We start from the raw sequence: 18,473 nt of genomic DNA, 5'->3' as shown, positions 1-18,473 counted from the left end.
ACACGGGCTGCTCGATTCAGTCGGCCGACCGCATGCGGATACCGGCGCTACCCCAACAGCCGGGACAGTTCGGGGGTGATCCGGTCGGCCAGGTAGGCGTGTCCCGCGTCGGTGGGATGGACGCCGTCGCTGCCGATGAACCGGTGGGCGGATCCGGTGAACCACGCACGCCGCACCGCGGACACATAGGGCAGGGGCAGCTCGTCCGCCGCGGCCGCGACGGCATCGTCGACCGGTCGCGAGCCGACCGGCTGCGGGTCGGAGTAGACGGGCCCGATGACCAGGATCCGCGCATGGGGCAGGCGCGCGTGCAGCCGACGGAGGGTGTCCACCGCCGCGGCCCTGGTCCGGGTCGGATCGACGTCGTTGCGGGAGCCTTCGACGATCACCACGTCGGGTGCCGTCGCGACGGCGGCGTCCACCCGTTGGGGGTAGGCCCGCCGGCCCGGCCGCGTGCCGGCGGTGGTGTAGCCCGTGCCGCCCTCCCCGTCGAGGGTCAGCGTCAACCCCAGCCGGGCGGCGACCAGCGCGGGCCAGCCGTGCCGTCCGTTGCCGCCCTGGTCACTGCCGCCGGCGATGCTGTCACCCAGGACGAACAGCCGCGGGCCCGACGTGGTGGCGTTGACCGCGGTGCTCCCGGCTCTGGCGGGGGCGCTGGGCAGACATGCCAGCACGGCCATCAGCACGACGACCAGCGTGCGTCCGGGCTGCCGTATCAGCCCGGCCGAACGCCGCGCACGCGAAGATGTCGCCATGGCCCGAGGGTAAGGCGCGAGCAGAAGGGTCTCCCGTGCGATAGGTCCGATCGGGGTACCACCGTGCAGCCGCCCCGTCAGCGCCATGAAGCGCACCTTTGTTTTGATATGTTCGGATGATGCGCTGTTGAGGTGATTTTGGAGTGCCGTGGGGAGTGAGCCGACCGGGATGCTGAGGGAATCGGGCGCAGACGACTCCAGTACGGCCTCCGTACGGCCGTCGACCATCAACGTGGCCGACCTGGGCGCTGTGGGCGACGGGCGGACCGACGACACCGGGGCCTTCGAGCTCGCCTATGCCGTCGCCGCCGCCCGGGTCAGGGACGGTGTCGGTCGTGTGGTGATCGAGGTTCCGGCCGGTGACTTCCTCATCAGCCGGCCGTATGCGCTGATGAACGGTGTGGCCCCGCCGCGGCCCGCGAACGGACTGCGTTTCCGCGGGGCGGGCAAGCGCATGACCACCCTCGTCTTCCGCCCGAAGACCGGACCGGGCTCCTTCTTGTGCCGCAATGAGGACTCCTGGTCCAACCTGTCCTTCGAGCGCATGCGGTTCCGCTCGGCCACCCCGGGCGCCTCCTTCTTCCTCTCCTACTCGACGGGGCAGGCGCAGGACTACCGCTTCTCGGAGTGCGAGTGGACGGGTGAGTGGGAGTACGGTCTCGCCCTGGACGGCACGAACAACAATTCCGAGATGCGCTGGGAGGCGTGCCAGGTCGGGGGCAGCTACCGCCGGGCCTTTCTCTACTCGGGCCTCTCACGGCGCGGACAGACCGACCTCAACGACCAGGACCAGTTCCTGAACTACTGGTTCACGGACATGAAGGTCGAGTACGAGTGGGGCAACTTCCTGGAGTTCCCCTACGGCGGCTCGATCACCTGCCGTGGCGGCTCCTACGTCATCGAGGGCCAGCGCCCCCGGAACACCCCTGAATACGGCAGGACCAGCACGTTCTTCCGCTTCCCCGTGGCACAGCACTACGACGCCGTCCAGCGCTTCCACGCCGAGGACGTCCGCTTCGAGGTGCGCAACCCGGACGTGGTGATCATCGACTGCGTGTGGAACAGCGGAACGGTGCACTTCAACGACTGCGATGACACCGCCGACGCCGGCAAGGGCTTCGCAGCCGACGTGCGAACGCATCGCTACACCGTGGGGCCGCGTGGACCACTGATCCGTTACGACTCCTGCCAGCTGGCCGGCCGTCACCAGTACCGCAGGACCGAGCCGCGCACGGCACTGCCCTCCGTCGTCCGCTATGACACGTGTCTGCTCCGCAGCCATCCGGCGAGCGGGTTCGTGGTGACCGACGGCACGGCCCGGCCCGACTTCGTCACATTCGTCGCCTGCATCGACCCATGAGGACGCCCGGTTCCGTCGCGGACGCTCGGGTCAGGCGCCGACCGTGCCGTCCACTCCCTCGCGGAGGAAGTCCGCGTGGCCGTTGTGGCGACCGTACTCCAGGATCATGTGGAGCATCACCATCCGCAGGGACACGTCCTCGCCCCAGCGCGGCTGGTGCCCGGCGAGGTCCAGGGACTCTGCCTCGCGCTCGATGCGGCGCGAGTGCTCGACCTCGGCCTCCCACGCCGCGAACGCCTCCTCGGCGCTCGCGTCCGTGGTGTCGTACGCGGCCTGGAAGTCGAACTCCTTCTCCGACCAGACCATCGGGGCGCCGTTGTCGTCGAACACCCGGCGGAACCAGGCCCGTTCGACCTCGGCCATGTGGCGGACCAGAGCGAGCAGGGAGAGGGTCGACGGCGGGCTCGACCGCTCCTTGAGCTGCTCCTCCGTCAGGCCCTCGCACTTCATCGCCAGGGTCGCCCGGTGGAACTCCAGGAACGCCCGCAGCGTCTCACGCTCCGTACCGAAAAGGGGCGGACCAATGCGTTCGACAGTCACGGCGGGTTCCTCTCGGTGACGAGCTGGGGCGTCGAACGTACACCGCCCCCGTCGGCCGCCCGGCACCGGGGGTGTGGGGGGAGTGCCGGCCGGAGCGCCCTACGCGCTCAAGAGGGGATGACTCCCGGCCGGAACGGTTCGACGCCGACGATGTGGCGCACCCGTTCCGGCTCGACCAGGACATGCACCCGCTGCTCGCCTTCGACGAGCCAGGGATATCCGTTCACACCCAGGTACTTGAGGGCCAGCCGGTCCATGCCACGCCCGGCCTCCTCGCCCTCCACGAAGCGAACCGCGCGGCCGGAGATCTGCACCCGGTCGTAGGGGTTCTCGGCGTCGGCGTGCGAGAGATGGACGCGGGAGTCGTTGCGGAGGTTCTCCTCCTTGACCCGGCCGACCGAGGTGTTGAAGACGATCAGCCCGTCCTCCAGTCCCACCCACATCGGAGTGACATGAGGTGCCCCGTCCGGCGTCACCGTGGCCACGTACCAGAAGTTCGGTTCCTCCAGCCGCCTGCGCACCTGCTCGTTCAACTCCGCCGCCATGACCGGTCCTCCCGTTGATCCTCTTCTGCGCAACCACCCTGCCACAGCAGATCAGTTGGCGGAGCACCTGTCATGGCGTACGTCAGTACGTCAGTACGCCGAGTTGACGTTGTCGATGGAACCGTAGCGGTGCGCGGCGTAGTTGGCGGCAGCGGTGATGTTCGCCACCGGGTCGGTGACGCTGTGGGCCGTGCCGGCGACGTGGTAGGCGTTGAAGGTGGGGTCGATCACCTGCAGCAGCCCCTTGGACGGGGTGCCCTGCTTCGCGTTGACGTCCCAGTTGTTCTGGGCGTTGGGGTTGCCGCCGGACTCACGCATGATGTTGCGCTTGAGGCCTTCGTAGCTGCCGGGGATGCCCTTGGCCTTCATGATCGCCAGGGACTGCTTGATCCAGCCGTCGACGTTGCCCGCGGTGCCGGTGGTGCCATGGGTGCCCTTGGAGTCGGTGTGGCTGGCGCTGGGGAGGGCCGCGACCTTGTGGGCGGCGTTCGCCTGCGGCGCTTCGGCGGCCTGCGCGGACGCCGGCATGAGGGTGAGCGCAACGGTCGCGGCGCCGGTGGTGGCGATGCCCGTCAGGGCGAGGGTGCGCAGGCGGGCAAGGCGGCGGGTGGTGATCGCGGTCATGAAGGGGTCTCTCCTGTGGGGACGTCGTAGAGGCGCCGGCCGGTTCGGTCGCGGCCTGTCGGGCGTCGGGGCGAGGCCCCGTGCTGCCGGGGACAGCGGGCGGGCCTGGGGATGTAGGCCCGGTGCGTCCCGTGCTCCGGCAACGAGAGACATGGTTAGCGGGGGGCGGAAGCGGGCGCAAGGATGTGACGTACTACCCAACTACGGAGAAATGTCTAAATTTCGCCGTTCTGGCAGGTTTCCGCCCTGCTTGTGGCGGGTCGGCACTACGATCCGCGATAGGACGTGATGTGGCTCTCGTGGGGTGTGTCACCGCCCGGCGCCCTCCCGGCCCGGGTCCAGGAGGCGGCGGATCTTGTCGAGCATGGGCTCCGGGATGAAGCCGGTCCGTGCGCACAGCGTGCCGAGCTCCTTGACCACCCGCTGTTCGTCGCCGGGGTTCACGGTGAAGGTGAGGATGCCGCCGTGGTTGTGGCCGTCGATGATCAGGTCGTGGCAGGTGACCAGGTCGATACGGGCGCGGAGGTCGGCGAGCAGCGCGGGCGTGGGGTTCGCGGTGAGGCACTCGATGGGGAAGCGTTCGGCCGGGGCTGCGGCCCGGGCCGGCCAGGCGCCGGTGAGGATGTCGAGCAGGGCGGCGAAGGTGTTGAGTCCGCTCGCGGCGATGGAGAGGGTGGTGGCGCCGCCGATGCGGGGGTTGATCTCCAGGACGTGGTAGACGCCGTCGGCGTGGATCAGGATCATGTCGACGTTGACGGAGCCTTCGACCCCCAGGGCCGTACAGAGGTCCACGAGGCGCTGTGCGGTGGGCCGGAAGTCCTCGTCCCGGCCGGGTGCGGCGTGCCCGCAGGTCTTCGAACGTGAAGGTGGGAGGGCCTCCCGCGGTGCCGGTCCAGATGAGCGGCATGACGGTGTAGTGGCCGTCGGCGCCGACGATGTCGACCGAGCAGAGCCGTCCGCTGACGCACTTCTCAAGGACAGCGTGCGCCGCCGGGCACGCGGCCAGGTGACGGTCGAGAGCGGCCGGGTCCGGGATGAACCCGATGCCCATGCTGGTGGAGTCCCACAGCGGCTTGGCCATGAGGGGGTAGCCGATGCCCTGGGCGGCGAGGCGGACGGCGTCGGGGTACGCCGGGACGGGCAGCGTCCGGCGGAGGCCGCCCGGAACACCGGGCGACCTCCGCACGCTCACGCTCCTGACCTGGCATGTACTCCGGGCGGGATCAGTACCAGTCGGTGCACTTGATGTGGTGGGTGGAGTCGTTCCACGCACAGGCGCGCATCACATAGCCGCCGTCGTAGCGCGAAGCGGTGTGCGTGTCCGAGCCGCTCCTCACCGTGGTCAGGCTCAGCGGGCCTTCCCACTGGTGGCCGTGGTTTGAGGAGCGGTCCACCCAGACCTTGTCGCCGGGGTCCGCGTTGTAGATACGGCCCCAGGCGCAGCGGGTGGAGGTGCTGTAGCGGAGCTGGATGTTGATCGAGTCGACCTTCGCCGTCTTCACCGTCTTGGGGTTGGCGAACGTACACGACCCCGCGGCACTCGTGTCGGCGGCGGCAGCGCTCGTCGCGGCGACGGCGCCCCCCACGCCGGTGAGCAGGGTCGTTGTCGCGACCAGGACCGCGGCGCGGGTGCCGAGGCGCGGTGTGAACATGATTCCTCCGTCGTGGATGCAGACCGAGGCGGCTGCCCGGCCGGCCCTGGAAGCAGCTGGCATCGCTGCTTGGCGGGCCCCGGGCGAGCCGTCCCCCGTTTCCGGACCAGCTTGCGTCGACGACGCTACGAGAGCGGCTGCCCGAGCGAATCCCGCGGTGGTTGCAATGCGCGGGTCAGCCTCCGGCGGTACGACGACTACCGCGCAGGTTTACGCGCTCCTCCAGCCCGCGCACCGTGCAGACGCCCTGGCTAGTCTTCAGGCATGCGTGAGGGGGTCAGGCATGCGTGTGGGGGTGACGCCACGTCAACGGCTGTGTCTCGACACGGCGATCGCAGCGGGCATGCTGGGGGTGACCCTGGGCTTCGCCGGGCAGTACACGCCCGCCGGCTGGCCCCCCTTCGACACCCGTGCCGTCGTCCTGACCTGCGCCGTCCATCTGCCGTTGGCGGTGCGCCGGGTGATCCCGTGGCCGGTGCTGTGGTGCACCTGCGCCGGCCTCGCCGTCTACACCGCTCTCGGCTACCAGCCGTCGGTCAACGTGTGGTCGCCGATGCTGGCGTTCTTCACGATCGCCGCCGCACGACCCACCCGGGAGACCGCCCTGGCGGCCCTGCCCGTCACGGGCGCATGGCTCCACAACACGATGGCCTCCCATGCGGTGTCGGCCGTCGTCGCCCTGGGGCAGACCCTCGTGGTCCTGCTGCTGGCCTGGGGTTTCGGCCTGAACCTGCGCCGCCTGGAGCAGCAGAACGCCGAACTGGACCGCCTCACCGCGCGCCTGCGGGCCGAGGAGGGTGCGCGTGCCCGGCACGCGGTGACCGAGGAACGCGTGCGCATCGCCCGTGAACTGCACGACGTGGTCGCCCACCATCTCTCGGTGGTCTCGGTGCAGAGCGGACTGGCCCGGTACGTCTTCGACACGGACGCCGCGAGGGCCCGGGAGGCACTGCGCACCATCGAAGGCACCACGCGCGAGGCGCTGGCGGAGATGCGCGGCCTGCTGCACGTGCTGCGGGTGACGACGGACGGCACCGACGCCGTGTCCGGACCGCCGGCGGACCCCGACACGGGACTGGCCCGCCTGGGCGAACTGTCCGCACGCATGGCCGCCGCGGGGCTCCCCGTCGACACCCACGTCACGGGTCCGCCGCGGCAGCTGGCGCCGGGAGCCGACCTGTGCGCCTACCGGATCGTCCAGGAGGCCTTGACCAACACCCTCAAACACGCCGGGCCGACCGCGCGTGTCCGTATATCACTGGTGTACGGCGACGCGATGCTGACCGTCACGGTGACGGACGACGGAGGCCGAAGTGAAGGCGGCCCCGGAGAGCGGGAGGCCCCGGCGACCGCCCCGGGCGCGGGAACCGGTCAACGCCCAACGGCATTCGGACAAAGCTCCGCGGGAACCGGGCACGGGTTGATCGGCATGTATGAACGCGTGAGGCTTTACGGCGGCAGCTTCCGCGCAGGGCCCCGGCCGGCGAGGGGATTCGAGGTGGCGTTCACCCTGCCCGTCCCGTACCGCGCGGACCGGGGTGACCAGCCGGCCGCGGAGCCGCCCGCAGGCACGTGAGGTGCACCGAGTTCGGGGGGACCACGGGAATGACACGCGTACTCGTCGTCGACGACCAGGTACTCGTCCGCAGCGGGCTCTCGGCGCTGCTGCGCGCCACACCCGACCTGGACGTGTGCGGGGAAGCCGCGACCGGCGAGGAGGCGGTCGAACTGGCCGCCGGGAAACGGCCGGACGTGATCCTCATGGACATCCGGCTCCCCGGCCTCGACGGGGTCGCCGCGACCGAGCGGATTCTCACCGCGTCGGACGAGCCCAAGCCGAAGATCATCATGCTCACCACGTTCGACCTCGACGAGCTGGTGTACGCCGCTCTGCGGGCGGGCGCGAGCGGCTTCCTGCTCAAGGAGACCCCGCCGGAGCGGCTGTTCACCGCGATCCGGACCATCGCGGAGGGTGACATGCTGTTCGCGCCCACCGTCACCCGGCGGCTCATCGACACCTACCTCAGCCGTCCGTCACCCGCCGGCGCCGACCCCGCCGTCCTGGCCTCCCTCACCAACCGGGAGCGGGACGTGCTCGCCCTGGTCGGGCAGGGGCTCTCCAATCGGGAGGTGGCCGATCGCCTCACGGTGAGCGTCGCCACGGTGAAGACGCATCTGAACCGGATGATGGCCAAGCTCGGCCTCAGCAGCCGGGCGCAGGCCGTGACGGTGGCGTACGAGACCGGCCTCATCCACCCCCGCCGCGTACCGCACGCCGACCGCGCACCCCTGTGATCCGCAACCGGCGTCCGAAGCGGCGGCGTCCATCGATGCAGAAGATCACCTCATGGGCGCAAAGGAGCCGAGATGACCGGCACGGCCACCCGTTACCTCTACCTCGTCCGGCACGGCGAGGCATCGCCGGACGAGAGCGGGCTGACCGAGGGCGGCCGGCGGCAGGCCACGCTGCTCGGCCGGCGCCTCCGGGACATCCCTCTCACCGCTGTCCACCACGGTCCGCTGCCCCGGGCGGAGCAGACCGCACGTCTCATCGGCGACCAGCTGAGGAACGTCCCTCTGCACGTCTCGGAAGTCGCCGGGGACTACGTTCCCCACGTGCCGGAAAGGGATGAACTCCCAAAGGAGTCAGCAGACCTGTTCCTCCGCTTTCTCGCCGGCGCCACTGCTGAGGAGCGGGAGCGCGGACCCGCGCTGGCCCGCCGGGCGCTGGATCTGTTCACCGGGCCGGTGGAGGGAGAGGAGGAGCGGCACGAACTGGTCGTCACCCACAATTTCCTCGTCGCCTGGCTCGTCCGGGACGCCATGCACGCGCCGAAGTGGCGCTGGCTCGGCCTCCATCACGGCAACGCCGCGCTCACCGTGATCCGCTACGCGCCCGGCCGGCCGGCTTCCGTCCTCGTCTCCAACGACATGCGCCATCTGCCGGCCGAGCTGCGCTGGACCGGCTTTCCCCCCGAGTTGCACATCTGAAGGCGCGTCAGGCCCGGCGGTGGGTCACCGGCGCCGGTGGTCAGCCCTCCCGCCACCAGTCCGCCACCTCGGGCAGGGCCGTCCCGTGCTCGCGGATCCACACGTGACGGCGTGGTCGTGTTGCCGATCTCCTTGTATCCGCGCGCCTGCGGATCGCGGTGACCGGTGCGCCGGTAGGCGCGGCGGTGGATCAGCCACGGACAGCCGTGGTGAGCGAAGACCACCGGGCACGCTCGGTGGCCGGCTGCGGTGGCGGCGTGTCGCCTGTCCACCCCGCCGAGCGGTGACGGCTCCCGGAACGACCGGGGGATGTGGGGGCCGGTGCCGCCTCCTCCACCCACCCGGCATATGATCACGGGCATGTCGGTCCTCCATGAACGCTCCGCCCTCAACCAACTGGCCCCCGGCGAGCGGCTCTTGGGCTACGGCACCGTCGTTCCCGCCAAGAGCGCCAAGGGCATCGGCCCGACCATCGGCCGGTCGCTCGGGAACGAGCTGGTCAACAGTGTCGGCGCCCAGTCCGGCGGAGCCGGCACCATCGCCGCGCAGATGCCGGGCACCTCCGGCGCGCTGCTGCTGCGCGTGACCGACCAGCGCATCGGCCTCGTCCAGCCCCTGGACGGCACCCCGGTGTGGGAAATGCCGCGAGCCTGGGTGAGCCGGGTCGAACGCCGGCCACGGACACAGCTGATGGCCCGCTTCCGGCTGCACTTCGCCGACGGCTCCTGGCTGGCCTTCCTCACCATGCGGCGCCGCACGATCGAACAGTTCCGGTCACTCATCGGCTGAGCCCGTTCCGGGGCCTCCCCCGCTGAGGCGGGCTTCCTTGGAAGAACCTGCTGATCGACGCCCCGTCCAGGGGGCAGGAGACGGCCGGGATCCACTCCGGTCGCACCAGCCGCCCACGCCACGCCCGACCGAGTCAATATGACCTGGACCACACGCCTACGGGTCTTCCACCGCCACCGATGGAGGCGTAGGTTCCACTTACCCCGCGACGGCGCCTCCAAGGCGCTGGTCCGCCAGTCCCGGGCGGCGGACCAGCGGGGGCCAAATCTGCACACATCTGCGACGGCACTCGGGCCCGCTGGGCGAGGAGCAGCCCCTCTCCCGCCGAAGCGGCCGGAGCGCGCACGAGACCCTGGCAGCCGCCTGCCCGGGCCCCGGCCACGGCGCCGCTCAACCGACCCGGCATGATGATCAACATGACTACGATCGCCCAGACCCCGATCACCGGCCTGGACCTCGCGGGTTTCACCGAGCGTGAGCCCGGCCTGTGGACCGATGCGGCGGGGCTCGTCCTGTCGGTCCACTTCTTTCCCCTCGTCCCGGACCTGCCGGCTCCGCTGCACGAGCAGGAGCGGCTGCGGTACGGGAGCGCGCAGGGCGCAGCCGGGTCCGGGGGCGGCCTCATAGAGGCGGTGGTGGGAAGCGTGGACGGCGTCCCGGCGCTGCGCCAGCTGATCAAGATGCCGCTGCAGAGCAGGCAGGGGCAGGCCTTCATCGGCAGTTGGACGCTGCCGAAGGACCGCTGCAGCACCGTGGTGAAGGTGCAGGCCGCGGAGGGCGCCACGACCGGCCTGCGGGAGGCCATGGTGATGAACCAGGTGGGGCCGGCCGACTACTTCCAGCCCCACCCCTACGCCGGTGGCGGGCAGTTCGGCGGTCTGCCGTACCACGTGGCCGACCTGGAGCAGTGGGATCCCCAGTTCCCCGACCACCCGCTCACCTTGGTGCGCTCCGCCCTGCGCAGGATCACGCCGACAGTCACCCTCCACGAGCAGTTCAAGACCCTGCCGCCGTTCCCCGGCCCGACGCCACCCCACACCCATCCCGGCCCGCCTCCGGCCCCCCTCCCCGGCCCGACCCCGCCCGCACCTCGACGCGGCTGGTTCCGCCGCAAAGACGCCTAGGCCCTCCGGTCCGGCCACCCCGTTGCGCCGGGCGTCGGCGCGCAGGGCGGTCCGAGAGCGGGGCACCGCGGTGCGCGATCCGAAAGAGGGTCCCAGCCCAGCCACAGGTTGCCGGCGCCTTCTACTGTGGGCAGCCGTACGCACATGAAGGGGGCGGAGGGTATGACGACGTGGGCCCTTGTTGTCGAGACGACCGTGGGTTCGGGCGAGCACAAGCACATGGAGGCACACGTGGTGGCGCACGTGTCCGGAACGCGTGCCGAGGCACTCGCGGAGCTGGAGCGGCGGGCCAGGAGCCATTCACCCGAGCATCCCAGAAGCCCGAAGCGGCGTCGGCTCCTTCGGGAAGGCGATGGTTTCCTCGTCGTCATAGACGGGGCATGGCAGTCCTTCGCCACACGGTTCACCCTGGCGGAACTACTGGAGGACTCCGCCGCGCCCACCGCCCCGAAACCCATGGAGGCGCCCGTTGCTTCACCGCAGGAACCGGTGAAGCAGGCCGCTGACAGGCGCCGGTTCCTCAGCCGCCGACGAGGGCGACGAGCTTGATCACCGGCCGGCACGAAGCAGGACGCCGGCCGCGAGGTCGAGGCACGTCCGCCGCCACCCCCGCGCGGGGCGCAGGCCGGCGAGGCTCGGCAAGTGCCGTGGCAGATCCGCAAGTTCCGGTGTCGGAGGGGTCTTGGCGCGGTCGCTCAACGGGGTGCCCAGGGAGCGTGGGCGGTATCCGCCGTCGCGGTCGTACCGCCACCGGCTCGTGTCGTCGAACCGGGCGGCCGGCATGAGGCACAGGACCGCGGCCCCGCCCTCCTCGTCCGTGCCGGCCGCGGGCCGGCCGTCGCGCCCGTGACCGTGTTGCCGGGACGCAATCCCGAAAGGCTCCGCTGACGTACTGAGAGTACGGGCGTAGTCCGGAGAGAAGAGGGTGCATCCATCATGCGAGTACAAGGCGCGAGGCGTCTCGTCGCGGCGTCCGCGGCCGGCCTGCTGATGGCCGGCGGCGCTGCGATCGGCACAGCAGGCACGGCCGCAGCAGCAGTCCCGGCCGTACACACCGGTGTGATCACCGACCAGTGCTTCGGCCACAGCGACTGGCGCTGCTTCGACCACGGCGGGTTCCGCTTCGACCACCGGGGCTTCTGCTTCCACCACCCCTGGTTCTGTTTCGACCACCGCTTCGACCACCGGTTCGGCAACGGAGGCGTTGTGATCATCCTGGTCCGCTAGCGGTCACCGCAGGAGATCGAGGGCGCGCCCACGGGCGCGCCCTCCGCGGCGCGGCGGGTGCGCGGGCCGCCTGGCGGGCGGCCGTCTACCTACGCGAGTTGAGTACGCGTGCTCAGGCAAGCCGTCCGGGTCCGCCCATAGCGTCCACCCCATGCACACAGACCACGCCGTTCGAGGCCCGGAGCTCCGGGTGGGCATCACATCAGTGGCGTCCTGCCTGCCGGAGCTCAAGGTGACGTCCCAGCAGTTGCAGGCGCAGATCTGCACGGCATCCGGGCTGCGGCTGCCCGCGCGGATGCTCGAACGCGTCACCGGGATCGTCTCGCGCCGGACCGTGGCGGAGGGCGAGTACGCCTCGACGCTCGCGGTGCGTGCGGCGCGTACCGCGCTGGCCCGGGCCGGGCTGGCTCCGTACGACGTGGATCTGCTGGTGTTCGCCTCCGCCACGCGGGACATGGCCGAACCGGCGACCGCCCACGTCGTCCAGGCGGAACTCGGGTCCCGGGCGCACGCGCTGGATGTGGCGAACGCGTGCAACAGCTTCGTCAACGGAATCGACACGGCGCGGGCGATGATCCTGGCCGGCCGGGCCCGCCGGGCTCTGGTGGTCACCGGGGAGACCCCGAGCCGGGCGGTGCGGCACGCCCCTTCCGGTCCCGGCGAGCTCCGGGACGGCTTCGCGGGCTACACCTTCGGTGACGCGGGAGCCGCGGTCGTGCTGGAGGCCGTGGAGCGGGGCGGCATCCTCGACGTCGACACCGAGACGCACTCCGAGCACTGGCAGGTCGGCGGGATCTTCGGTGGCGGTTCGCGCCACCCCCGCGGGGACGAGCACACGTACTTCCGCGGCGACGGGACCGAGCTGCGCGAGGTGTTCGAGAAGATCGGCACGTCGGTGCTGGACCGGATGAGGCTGCGCACCGGGCTGGCCTGGGGCGACTTCCGGTACATCCTGGTGCACCAGGTCACCGTGCCGTACCTGGAGCGGTTCGTGGAGCTCACCGGCATACCCCGGGACCGGCTCGTCGTCACGGTCCCCGAGCTCGGCAACATGGCCAGCGCCACGCTGGGCGTGCAGCTCGACCGGGTCCACCAGCGTCTGCTTCCCGGCGACCGGGTGCTGTTCGTGGGCCTGGGCGGTGGCGTGAGCCTGATGACGATGGTGTGGGAGAAGGCGTGAGTGCCCTGTGGGTGGTGGTGCCCGCACACCAGGAGGCCACGCGGATCGGCGCCACGCTGGACGCGCTCGCGGCCCAGCGGGACCGTGACTTCACGCTCGTCGTCGTGGACAACGCCTCGACCGACGCCACGGCGGCGATCGCGTACGACTTCGCCCGCCGGGCGCCCTTCCCGGTCCATGTCCTCAGCGAGCCGGAGAAGGGCGTCGGCTGCGCCGTGGACACCGGCTTCCGGTACGCCATCGGCAACGGCGCGACGCTGCTGGCCCGCACGGACGCCGACTGCCTGCCGCGCCCCGGCTGGACGGCCGCCGCCCGCGACGCCCTGCGGCAGGGCGCGGACCTGGTGTGCGGCCGTATCGACGCACGCCGTGACGAGCACGGGCCGCTCGGGCGTGCCGCCTTCCGCACACTGGTCCGCGTCGCCGCGTTCTTCGGCCGGGTGCGCCCCGCGCACGGACGCCGGCACGGCTACCTCACGCCGTACCGGATGCACGCCGGCAACAACATGGCCGTCACGGCCGCCCTGTACGAAGCCGTCGGCGGTATGCCGCGCCGCCCCTCCCCCACCGACCGCCTCTTCCTCAACCGGGTCCGGCGCCGGACCACCGCCATCGTCCACGCCCGCGCCATGGTCGTCGAGAACTCCACCCGGCGGCTGCGCGCCTACGGGCTGCTCGGCACGGCCCGCTGGTACCTCGACCGGGGCCCGGGCCGGCACCCGGAGGACCCGCGCTGATGCTCGACACACTGACCCATGCCCTGCGCAAGAGCGCGGACCGGCCCGCTGTCCTCGGTACGGCCCGGAACGGGTCCGTACGCGTCAAGGCCACCTGCGGGGAGCTGGCCGACCTCGCCGACCGTTACGCCGCGGCCCTGCACGCACGGGGCGTCGCGCGCGGCAGCACCGTGGGCGTCGCGGTACGGCCCGGGCCCCGGGCGCTGGCCGTGATGCTCGCCGTACACCGGCTCGGGGCGCGGGCCGCGGTGCTCGACCCCGGCGCGGGACCGGACGTGCTGCGTGCCCGGCTCGCCCTCGCCCGGCCCGATGTCGTCCTCGCCGACGCCGCCGCCCAGGCCGTCGCCGGCTGGGCCCGCCCGCTCGCCCGCCGGGCGCGCCTGGCCCTGCCGGACCTCGCGGCGCTGGGGCCGGTAGCCACGGTCGGGCCCCGACTGCCCGGCTGTGCCCAGGAGTTGGAGACCGGTGTCCGGTCGGTGGTCCTGCCGCGTCCGGTGGACGAGGACGGCGACGCGGTCATCGTCTTCACCTCGGGCACCACGTCCCGGCCGCGTGCGGTGGTGCACACCCGTTCCTCGCTCGCCGCGGGGATGGCCACGGTGACCGGCCTGGTCCGGGTGGAGGCCGAGCGGCCGGTGCTGGGCGGGACGTTCTTCGTCCTCGTGCCGTCCCTGGCGCACGGCGCACCGGTCGCGCTGCCCGCCCGCTCGCCGCGCGTGCTGGCCCGGCAGCTGCGCCGACTGGACCCGCAGGCCACCTATCTGACGCCACCGCAGCTGCGGACGCTGCTCGCCGCGGGGGCCCGGTTCACCGGGCGGGTGTGGACGGGGTCGGCTCCGGCGAGTGCCGATCTGCTCACCCGGGTCAAGCAGGCGGGGGCGCAGGAGGCGTGGGGCGTGTACGCGCTGACCGAGCTGTTCCCCGCCGCCGCGGTGGAACAGGCCGACAAGGCCGCTTTCACCGGCGGGGGCGATCTGGTGGGCGCTCCGCTGCCGGGGGTGGCGGCCAGGACGGACGCCGCCGGTGAACTGCTGCTGTCCGGTCCGGCTGCCCGGGACCGTTACCTGGGCGAGGAACCGGACCCGTGGGTCGCCACCGGTGACCGTGCGCACCTGGCGGGCGGCCGGATCGTGCTGCAGGGCCGGCTGAAGGACATGGTGCTCCGGCACGCGGAGAACATCTACCCGGGGTTGTACGAGCCCGCGCTGCACGTGCCCGGCGTCGAACTGGCCCTGCTGGTCGGGGTACCGGCCGGTGACGGCGACGAGCGCCTGGTCGCCGTCGTGCAGCCGGGCCCGGGTGCCGACCGTGCGGCGCTGCGGGCCGCGCTGACCGGCCCGCTGGAGCGGATGGGGTCCGCCCGGCCCGATGCGGTGCTGCTGGCCGACATCCCGCTGTCCGGGCGCTCCCGCAAGCCGGACCGCGCCGCCACCGCACGCCTGGCCGCCGCCCGCCTCGCGGAACGGGACCGGGGATGAGCGCACCGCTGTGGGTGGTCGTACCCGCCTACAACGAGGAGGCCGGCATCGGGGCCACCCTGGCCGCGCTCGCCGCCCAGACCGACACCGGCTTCACCCTGGTCGTCGTCGACAACGCCTCCACGGACGCGACCACGGATGTCGTGCGCCGCTTCGCCGCCGCCGCGCCCTTTCCCGTGCACCTCGTCCATGAGGAGGAGCCGGGCGCCGGGGCCGCCGCCGACACCGGATTCCGGTACGCCATCGGGCGGGGCGCCGCGCTGCTCGCCCGGACCGACGCCGACTGTGTTCCCGCCGCGGACTGGATCGCGCAGGTGCGCGGGGAGTTCGGGCGCGGCACGGAGCTCGCCTGCGGCCGGAGCGTGCCCCGCCGGGACGAGCACCCCTCGGTCGCCGAGCGGTACCTGCTGCCGGCGGTGATCCGCGCGACCGCGCTGTACGGGCGGTACCGCAGGGAGCACCGCCACCCGCGCTTCCGCGCGCCGTACGTGCTGTGCCACGGCCACAACCTCGCGGTCACGGCGGCTCTGTACCTGCGCTGCGGGGGCACACCGCGCGTCCCGCTGCAGGGGCCGCCCGAGGACGTGGTCTTCCTCAACCGGGCGCGCGCGTACAGCGGCCGGATCGCGCGGGCCGAGCGGATGGTGGTCCACTCCAGCCTGCGCCGGCTGCGGGCGTGGGGTGCGCGCCGGACCCTCCTGTGGTCGTGGGACCGACGCTACTGCCCCGCCGACACGAGAGAGGTGCACATCCGATGACCGCAGCGCCCGTCCCGCCCGGTGTCCGGGCGGCACGCCGCCGCGACCGGCGCGTGTACACCCGCTCGCACCCCGTGCTGTTCGCCCTGCTCGCGGCCGGCCGCCGGCGGACGGTGATCCGGCTCGGAGGAACGGTGCTGGTGCACGGCAGCGACGCCTACCGGCATGCCCTCACCCGGGTTCCGCTGGACCGCACCGCGGCCGGCACCACCGGCGGCGCCGCGCGGGAGCTGTCCGCCGGCGGGACGCTGTTCGACCAGGAGGGCGCCGGGCACCGCGCCACCCGCCGTGCGGTGGCCGAAGGCCTCGGCGCGGCCGGGGTGGAGCGGCTGCGCCCGGTGTGGCGGGAGGTGCTGACCCGCCGTCTCGCCCCACTCGGCACCGGCCGCACGGTCGACCTGGTACCGCTGGCACGCGAACTGGCCGGGGCCACCGTCTGTGCGCTGCTCGGTGCGGGCGGGGACCCGGAGGGTGTCGCCGCGGCGGCCGCCCGCGCGGCGGCCGCCGCCGTGCGCGACCACCTGCCCGGGCCACGGCTGCCCGGCACCGCCCGGGCGGCGGCCACGGCGACGGCCCGCCTGGAGGCCCTGCTCACCCGGGGCACCGCGCCCGGCGAGGAGGGGGAATCGGCCTTGCGGGCGATGCTCGCGGTCGCCGCCGTCAACACCACGGTGGCGGCCCTGCCACGCGCCGCAGCCTGGTGTGCCGACGCGGCATGGTGGGACCAGGCGGCCGACGACCGGCTGCGGCCGGCCCTGGTGACCGAACTGCTGCGGGTGATCGCTCCCTCCCCGCTGCTGCCGCGCGCGGCGGCAGGCGACGCCGCTCTCGACGGGTGCCCGGTCCGGGCGGGGGACCGCCTGGTCCTGGTGGCACGGCACGCGGCCCGAGCCCACACGAATCCCCCGGACGCCCGCAGGCCCGCACCGCCCGACGTGGCCCAGCTCGTCTTCGGCGCCGGATCCCACGCCTGCCCCGGCGCACGCCTGGCCCGCGCGCAGCTCGACGACGCCCTCGCCGCACTCGCGGTCCACCGCCCCCGCGTCGTACGGGCCCGCGTCGACCGGACCGCGGCCCTGCCCGGCTGGCGTTCCCTCACCGTCCGCTCCACCACCGGCTCTTCGGAGGACCGATGACCACGATCGCCGTCACGGGGGCGAGCGGCTTCTGCGGTTCCCATGTCGCCGCCACCGCTGCCGCCCGGGGTGCCGAGGTGCTGTGTGTGGGGCGCCGCCCCGGCCCGGTCGGCCGGCATGTGCCGTGGGACGCCGCCCGGGAGGTGCCGGACCTCGCCGGCGCCGACGTCGTGGTGCACTGCGCGGCGGCGGTCGGCGATCCGGTGCCCGGCTCCCCCGCCGAGGCGGCGATGCGTGCCGTCAACGTCGACGGCACGGCACGTCTCCTCCAGGCCGCCGCCGGCCGACCGGTGGTCTGGGTGAGCAGCGCCAGTGTCTACGCGCCCGGCCCCGGCCGGGCCCGGATCACCGAGGACCATCCGGTGCACAGCCAGCTGAACGCGTACGGCCGTACCAAGGCCGCCGGGGAGGCGCTGGCGCTCGCCGCCGGTGCCGTGGTGCTGCGCCCCCGGGCGGTCTACGGCGCCGGGGACCCGCATCTGGTGCCGCGGCTGTTGTCCCGCGTCCGCGGCGGCCTGCTTCTGCTGCCCGGTCCGAGCGTCCGGCTGAGCCTGACGGCCGTGGAGAACCTCACCGAGGCGTGCCTGGCCGCCGCCGGCTGGCCGCCGGGCGCCTACAACATCGCCGACCCGGCACCGTACGACCGGGACCGGGCCGTACGGGCGGTCCTGCACGCCCACGGCATACGGGCCCGGATCCACCACATCCCGACGGCGGTCGCCCAGGCCGCGGCGAGCACCGCCCAGTCGCTGGCCCGGCTGCGCCCGCGCACAGAGCCGTTCCTCACCCGTTACGCGGTCGACCAGCTGGCCCACTCCGTTGTCCTGGACGTGTCCAGGGCCGAGGCCCGGGGGTGGACGGCCGGTCGCGTGCTGCGGGACTACACGGCGGCCTTGCCGGCCAGGCAGGTACGGGGGATCGCCGGTCCGTTCAGAGCGCGAGCGTGACCGCGGCGGCGGCGCCGCCGAGGCCGAGGGCCAGGGCCGCCTCCTTCCAGCCGCCCCCGCCCCAGCGGAAGAAGCGGTCCGCGGCCAGCCGGCCGGGACCGATGGCCGCGACGGCCAGGGCGACGACGGCGATACACACGCTGTATTCCACGCCGCCGTCCTCCTCCCACAGACCGTGCGCGCCGGTGACCGTGGCCATCGCGTTGATCATGACGCCGATCAGGGCGGCAGCCGCCAGTGGCGTCAGCAGCCCGAGGGCCAGGCCGAGGCCGCCGAGCGATTCGGACAGGCCCCCGATGGCGGCGAAGAGCTTTCCCGGGTGATAGCCCAGGGCCGCGAATCCCTTGCCGGTCGTGGTCAGGCCCGGGCCCCCGAAGAGCCCGAAGACCTTCTGCGCCCCGTGGGCGGCCATCAGCAGGCCGAAGGTCAGTCTGATGAGAAGCAGGCCGACATCGGCGGCGGTCACCGTGGTGGCGGTGGTGGGATGCGCTACCGGTTCCTTGGAACGAGCAGCACGGTTCAGGATGCGCTTGCTCAACATGGCACATGCTCCGGTCGGAACGCCGCTCTCCACACGATCCTTGCGCTGAGCGGAGCGTCGTGCATCTGGGCGGCGGCCCACCGGGGACA

Annotated in this window: 20 protein-coding genes and 1 pseudogene; 13 read left to right on the top strand and 8 right to left on the bottom strand. The window is 72.7% G+C overall.

The genetic code is table 11. The features are described 5' to 3' along the window. Nucleotides 1-47: 47 nt before the first annotated feature. Nucleotides 48-755, bottom strand: coding sequence for an SGNH/GDSL hydrolase family protein (locus tag ABT171_RS29285; RefSeq protein WP_351248954.1), 708 nt, complete (start codon nucleotides 753-755; stop codon nucleotides 48-50). A 169-nt stretch (nucleotides 756-924) separates the two neighbouring features. On the opposite strand from ABT171_RS29285, the gene ABT171_RS29280 reads away from it, so the two are divergent. Continuing rightward, on the top strand, nucleotides 925-2,115 hold the full coding sequence (locus ABT171_RS29280; RefSeq protein ID WP_351248952.1) for a glycosyl hydrolase family 28-related protein: 1,191 nt from the start codon (nucleotides 925-927) through the stop codon (nucleotides 2,113-2,115). Between the two features lie 30 nt (nucleotides 2,116-2,145). Here ABT171_RS29280 and ABT171_RS29275 read toward each other — a convergent pair whose 3' ends face one another. The 5 genes from ABT171_RS29275 to ABT171_RS29255 form a co-directional block, all read right to left on the bottom strand. Then, entirely contained in the window at nucleotides 2,146-2,655 is a 510-nt protein-coding gene (locus ABT171_RS29275; RefSeq protein ID WP_351248950.1) for a DinB family protein, read from the bottom strand. A 107-nt stretch (nucleotides 2,656-2,762) separates the two neighbouring features. Further along, nucleotides 2,763-3,200 (bottom strand): PPOX class F420-dependent oxidoreductase, encoded by a 438-nt coding sequence (locus ABT171_RS29270; protein ID WP_351248948.1) that lies wholly within the window; start codon nucleotides 3,198-3,200, stop codon nucleotides 2,763-2,765. A gap of 90 nt (nucleotides 3,201-3,290) precedes the next feature. Next, complete coding sequence (locus tag ABT171_RS29265) at nucleotides 3,291-3,824, bottom strand: transglycosylase SLT domain-containing protein (RefSeq protein WP_351248946.1); 534 nt, start codon at nucleotides 3,822-3,824, stop codon at nucleotides 3,291-3,293. Nucleotides 3,825-4,133: 309 nt separating this feature from the next. Next, on the bottom strand, nucleotides 4,134-4,994 hold the full coding sequence (locus ABT171_RS29260; RefSeq protein ID WP_351248944.1) for an ATP-grasp domain-containing protein: 861 nt from the start codon (nucleotides 4,992-4,994) through the stop codon (nucleotides 4,134-4,136). Between the two features lie 53 nt (nucleotides 4,995-5,047). After that, a complete protein-coding gene (locus tag ABT171_RS29255; protein WP_351248942.1) occupies nucleotides 5,048-5,476 on the bottom strand; it encodes a DUF2690 domain-containing protein in 429 nt (142 codons plus the stop codon). 283 nt (nucleotides 5,477-5,759) lie between these two features. Here ABT171_RS29255 and ABT171_RS29250 point away from each other — a divergent pair, with 283 nt between their 5' ends. The 3 genes from ABT171_RS29250 to ABT171_RS29240 all read left to right on the top strand — a co-directional run bounded on the left by ABT171_RS29250 (nucleotide 5,760) and on the right by ABT171_RS29240 (nucleotide 8,467). Then, nucleotides 5,760-7,052: a sensor histidine kinase gene (locus ABT171_RS29250; RefSeq protein ID WP_351248940.1), complete on the top strand. Its 1,293-nt coding sequence runs from the start codon at nucleotides 5,760-5,762 to the stop codon at nucleotides 7,050-7,052. 29 nt (nucleotides 7,053-7,081) lie between these two features. Next, nucleotides 7,082-7,771: a response regulator gene (locus tag ABT171_RS29245; protein ID WP_351248938.1), complete on the top strand. Its 690-nt coding sequence runs from the start codon at nucleotides 7,082-7,084 to the stop codon at nucleotides 7,769-7,771. Between the two features lie 72 nt (nucleotides 7,772-7,843). Next, nucleotides 7,844-8,467, top strand: coding sequence for a histidine phosphatase family protein (locus tag ABT171_RS29240; RefSeq protein ID WP_351248936.1), 624 nt, complete (start codon nucleotides 7,844-7,846; stop codon nucleotides 8,465-8,467). 40 nt (nucleotides 8,468-8,507) lie between these two features. Here the strand turns inward: ABT171_RS29240 and ABT171_RS29235 are convergent. Continuing rightward, nucleotides 8,508-8,694: pseudogene (locus ABT171_RS29235) on the bottom strand (phosphoketolase family protein); the annotation flags it as partial. A gap of 133 nt (nucleotides 8,695-8,827) precedes the next feature. Here ABT171_RS29235 and ABT171_RS29230 point away from each other — a divergent pair. The 9 genes from ABT171_RS29230 (at nucleotide 8,828) to ABT171_RS29185 (ending at nucleotide 17,843) form a co-directional block, all read left to right on the top strand. Beyond that, the gene (locus tag ABT171_RS29230) at nucleotides 8,828-9,256 is read left to right on the top strand and encodes a hypothetical protein (protein WP_351248934.1); all 429 of its coding nucleotides are present in this window, start codon (nucleotides 8,828-8,830) and stop codon (nucleotides 9,254-9,256) included. 416 nt (nucleotides 9,257-9,672) lie between these two features. Beyond that, on the top strand, nucleotides 9,673-10,380 hold the full coding sequence (locus ABT171_RS29225; RefSeq protein ID WP_351248932.1) for a hypothetical protein: 708 nt from the start codon (nucleotides 9,673-9,675) through the stop codon (nucleotides 10,378-10,380). Between the two features lie 936 nt (nucleotides 10,381-11,316). Then, nucleotides 11,317-11,607: a hypothetical protein gene (locus ABT171_RS29215; protein WP_351248930.1), complete on the top strand. Its 291-nt coding sequence runs from the start codon at nucleotides 11,317-11,319 to the stop codon at nucleotides 11,605-11,607. A gap of 151 nt (nucleotides 11,608-11,758) precedes the next feature. Next, nucleotides 11,759-12,787: a 3-oxoacyl-ACP synthase III family protein gene (locus ABT171_RS29210; RefSeq protein ID WP_351248928.1), complete on the top strand. Its 1,029-nt coding sequence runs from the start codon at nucleotides 11,759-11,761 to the stop codon at nucleotides 12,785-12,787. After that, a complete protein-coding gene (locus tag ABT171_RS29205; protein WP_351248926.1) occupies nucleotides 12,784-13,524 on the top strand; it encodes a glycosyltransferase family A protein in 741 nt (246 codons plus the stop codon). The genes ABT171_RS29210 and ABT171_RS29205 overlap by 4 nt, the downstream gene beginning before the upstream one ends. Beyond that, a complete protein-coding gene (locus ABT171_RS29200; RefSeq protein WP_351248924.1) occupies nucleotides 13,524-15,002 on the top strand; it encodes a class I adenylate-forming enzyme family protein in 1,479 nt (492 codons plus the stop codon). The genes ABT171_RS29205 and ABT171_RS29200 overlap by 1 nt, the downstream gene beginning before the upstream one ends. Next, on the top strand, nucleotides 14,999-15,760 hold the full coding sequence (locus tag ABT171_RS29195; protein WP_351248922.1) for a glycosyltransferase: 762 nt from the start codon (nucleotides 14,999-15,001) through the stop codon (nucleotides 15,758-15,760). The genes ABT171_RS29200 and ABT171_RS29195 overlap by 4 nt, the downstream gene beginning before the upstream one ends. Beyond that, nucleotides 15,757-16,896, top strand: a complete 1,140-nt coding sequence (locus tag ABT171_RS29190; RefSeq protein WP_351248920.1) for a cytochrome P450 — start codon at nucleotides 15,757-15,759, stop codon at nucleotides 16,894-16,896. Before ABT171_RS29195 ends, ABT171_RS29190 begins: the two co-directional genes overlap by 4 nt. Continuing rightward, nucleotides 16,893-17,843, top strand: coding sequence for an NAD-dependent epimerase/dehydratase family protein (locus tag ABT171_RS29185; protein WP_351248918.1), 951 nt, complete (start codon nucleotides 16,893-16,895; stop codon nucleotides 17,841-17,843). The genes ABT171_RS29190 and ABT171_RS29185 overlap by 4 nt, the downstream gene beginning before the upstream one ends. On the opposite strand, the gene ABT171_RS29180 is transcribed toward ABT171_RS29185, so the two are convergent. Then, entirely contained in the window at nucleotides 17,827-18,384 is a 558-nt protein-coding gene (locus ABT171_RS29180) for a DoxX family protein (RefSeq protein WP_351248916.1), read from the bottom strand. The two genes, ABT171_RS29185 and ABT171_RS29180, sit on opposite strands and share 17 nt — an antisense overlap. Nucleotides 18,385-18,473 lie beyond the last annotated feature (89 nt).

The sequence above is a fragment of the Streptomyces sp. NPDC001851 genome (genome assembly GCF_040297165.1).
Lineage (GTDB): Bacteria > Actinomycetota > Actinomycetes > Streptomycetales > Streptomycetaceae > Streptomyces.
The sequence above is the reverse complement of the archived record's forward strand: the minus strand, read 5'-3'. Positions and strand labels throughout refer to the sequence as shown.

Excerpts from the sequence above, each read along its gene's own strand:
- ABT171_RS29270 (WP_351248948.1), bottom strand. The coding sequence starts at position 3,200 with ATGGCGGCGGAGTTGAACGAGCAGGTGCGCAGGCGGCTGGAGGAACCG.
- ABT171_RS29245 (WP_351248938.1), top strand. The coding sequence starts at position 7,082 with ATGACACGCGTACTCGTCGTCGACGACCAGGTACTCGTCCGCAGCGGG.
- ABT171_RS29215 (WP_351248930.1), top strand. The coding sequence starts at position 11,317 with ATGCGAGTACAAGGCGCGAGGCGTCTCGTCGCGGCGTCCGCGGCCGGC.
- ABT171_RS29280 (WP_351248952.1), top strand. The coding sequence starts at position 925 with ATGCTGAGGGAATCGGGCGCAGACGACTCCAGTACGGCCTCCGTACGG.
- ABT171_RS29285 (WP_351248954.1), bottom strand. The coding sequence starts at position 755 with ATGGCGACATCTTCGCGTGCGCGGCGTTCGGCCGGGCTGATACGGCAG.
- ABT171_RS29265 (WP_351248946.1), bottom strand. The coding sequence starts at position 3,824 with ATGACCGCGATCACCACCCGCCGCCTTGCCCGCCTGCGCACCCTCGCC.
- ABT171_RS29190 (WP_351248920.1), top strand. The coding sequence starts at position 15,757 with ATGACCGCAGCGCCCGTCCCGCCCGGTGTCCGGGCGGCACGCCGCCGC.
- ABT171_RS29255 (WP_351248942.1), bottom strand. The coding sequence starts at position 5,476 with ATGTTCACACCGCGCCTCGGCACCCGCGCCGCGGTCCTGGTCGCGACA.
- ABT171_RS29240 (WP_351248936.1), top strand. The coding sequence starts at position 7,844 with ATGACCGGCACGGCCACCCGTTACCTCTACCTCGTCCGGCACGGCGAG.
- ABT171_RS29230 (WP_351248934.1), top strand. The coding sequence starts at position 8,828 with ATGTCGGTCCTCCATGAACGCTCCGCCCTCAACCAACTGGCCCCCGGC.
- ABT171_RS29185 (WP_351248918.1), top strand. The coding sequence starts at position 16,893 with ATGACCACGATCGCCGTCACGGGGGCGAGCGGCTTCTGCGGTTCCCAT.
- ABT171_RS29210 (WP_351248928.1), top strand. The coding sequence starts at position 11,759 with ATGCACACAGACCACGCCGTTCGAGGCCCGGAGCTCCGGGTGGGCATC.
- ABT171_RS29250 (WP_351248940.1), top strand. The coding sequence starts at position 5,760 with ATGCGTGTGGGGGTGACGCCACGTCAACGGCTGTGTCTCGACACGGCG.
- ABT171_RS29225 (WP_351248932.1), top strand. The coding sequence starts at position 9,673 with ATGACTACGATCGCCCAGACCCCGATCACCGGCCTGGACCTCGCGGGT.
- ABT171_RS29200 (WP_351248924.1), top strand. The coding sequence starts at position 13,524 with ATGCTCGACACACTGACCCATGCCCTGCGCAAGAGCGCGGACCGGCCC.
- ABT171_RS29195 (WP_351248922.1), top strand. The coding sequence starts at position 14,999 with ATGAGCGCACCGCTGTGGGTGGTCGTACCCGCCTACAACGAGGAGGCC.
- ABT171_RS29180 (WP_351248916.1), bottom strand. The coding sequence starts at position 18,384 with ATGTTGAGCAAGCGCATCCTGAACCGTGCTGCTCGTTCCAAGGAACCG.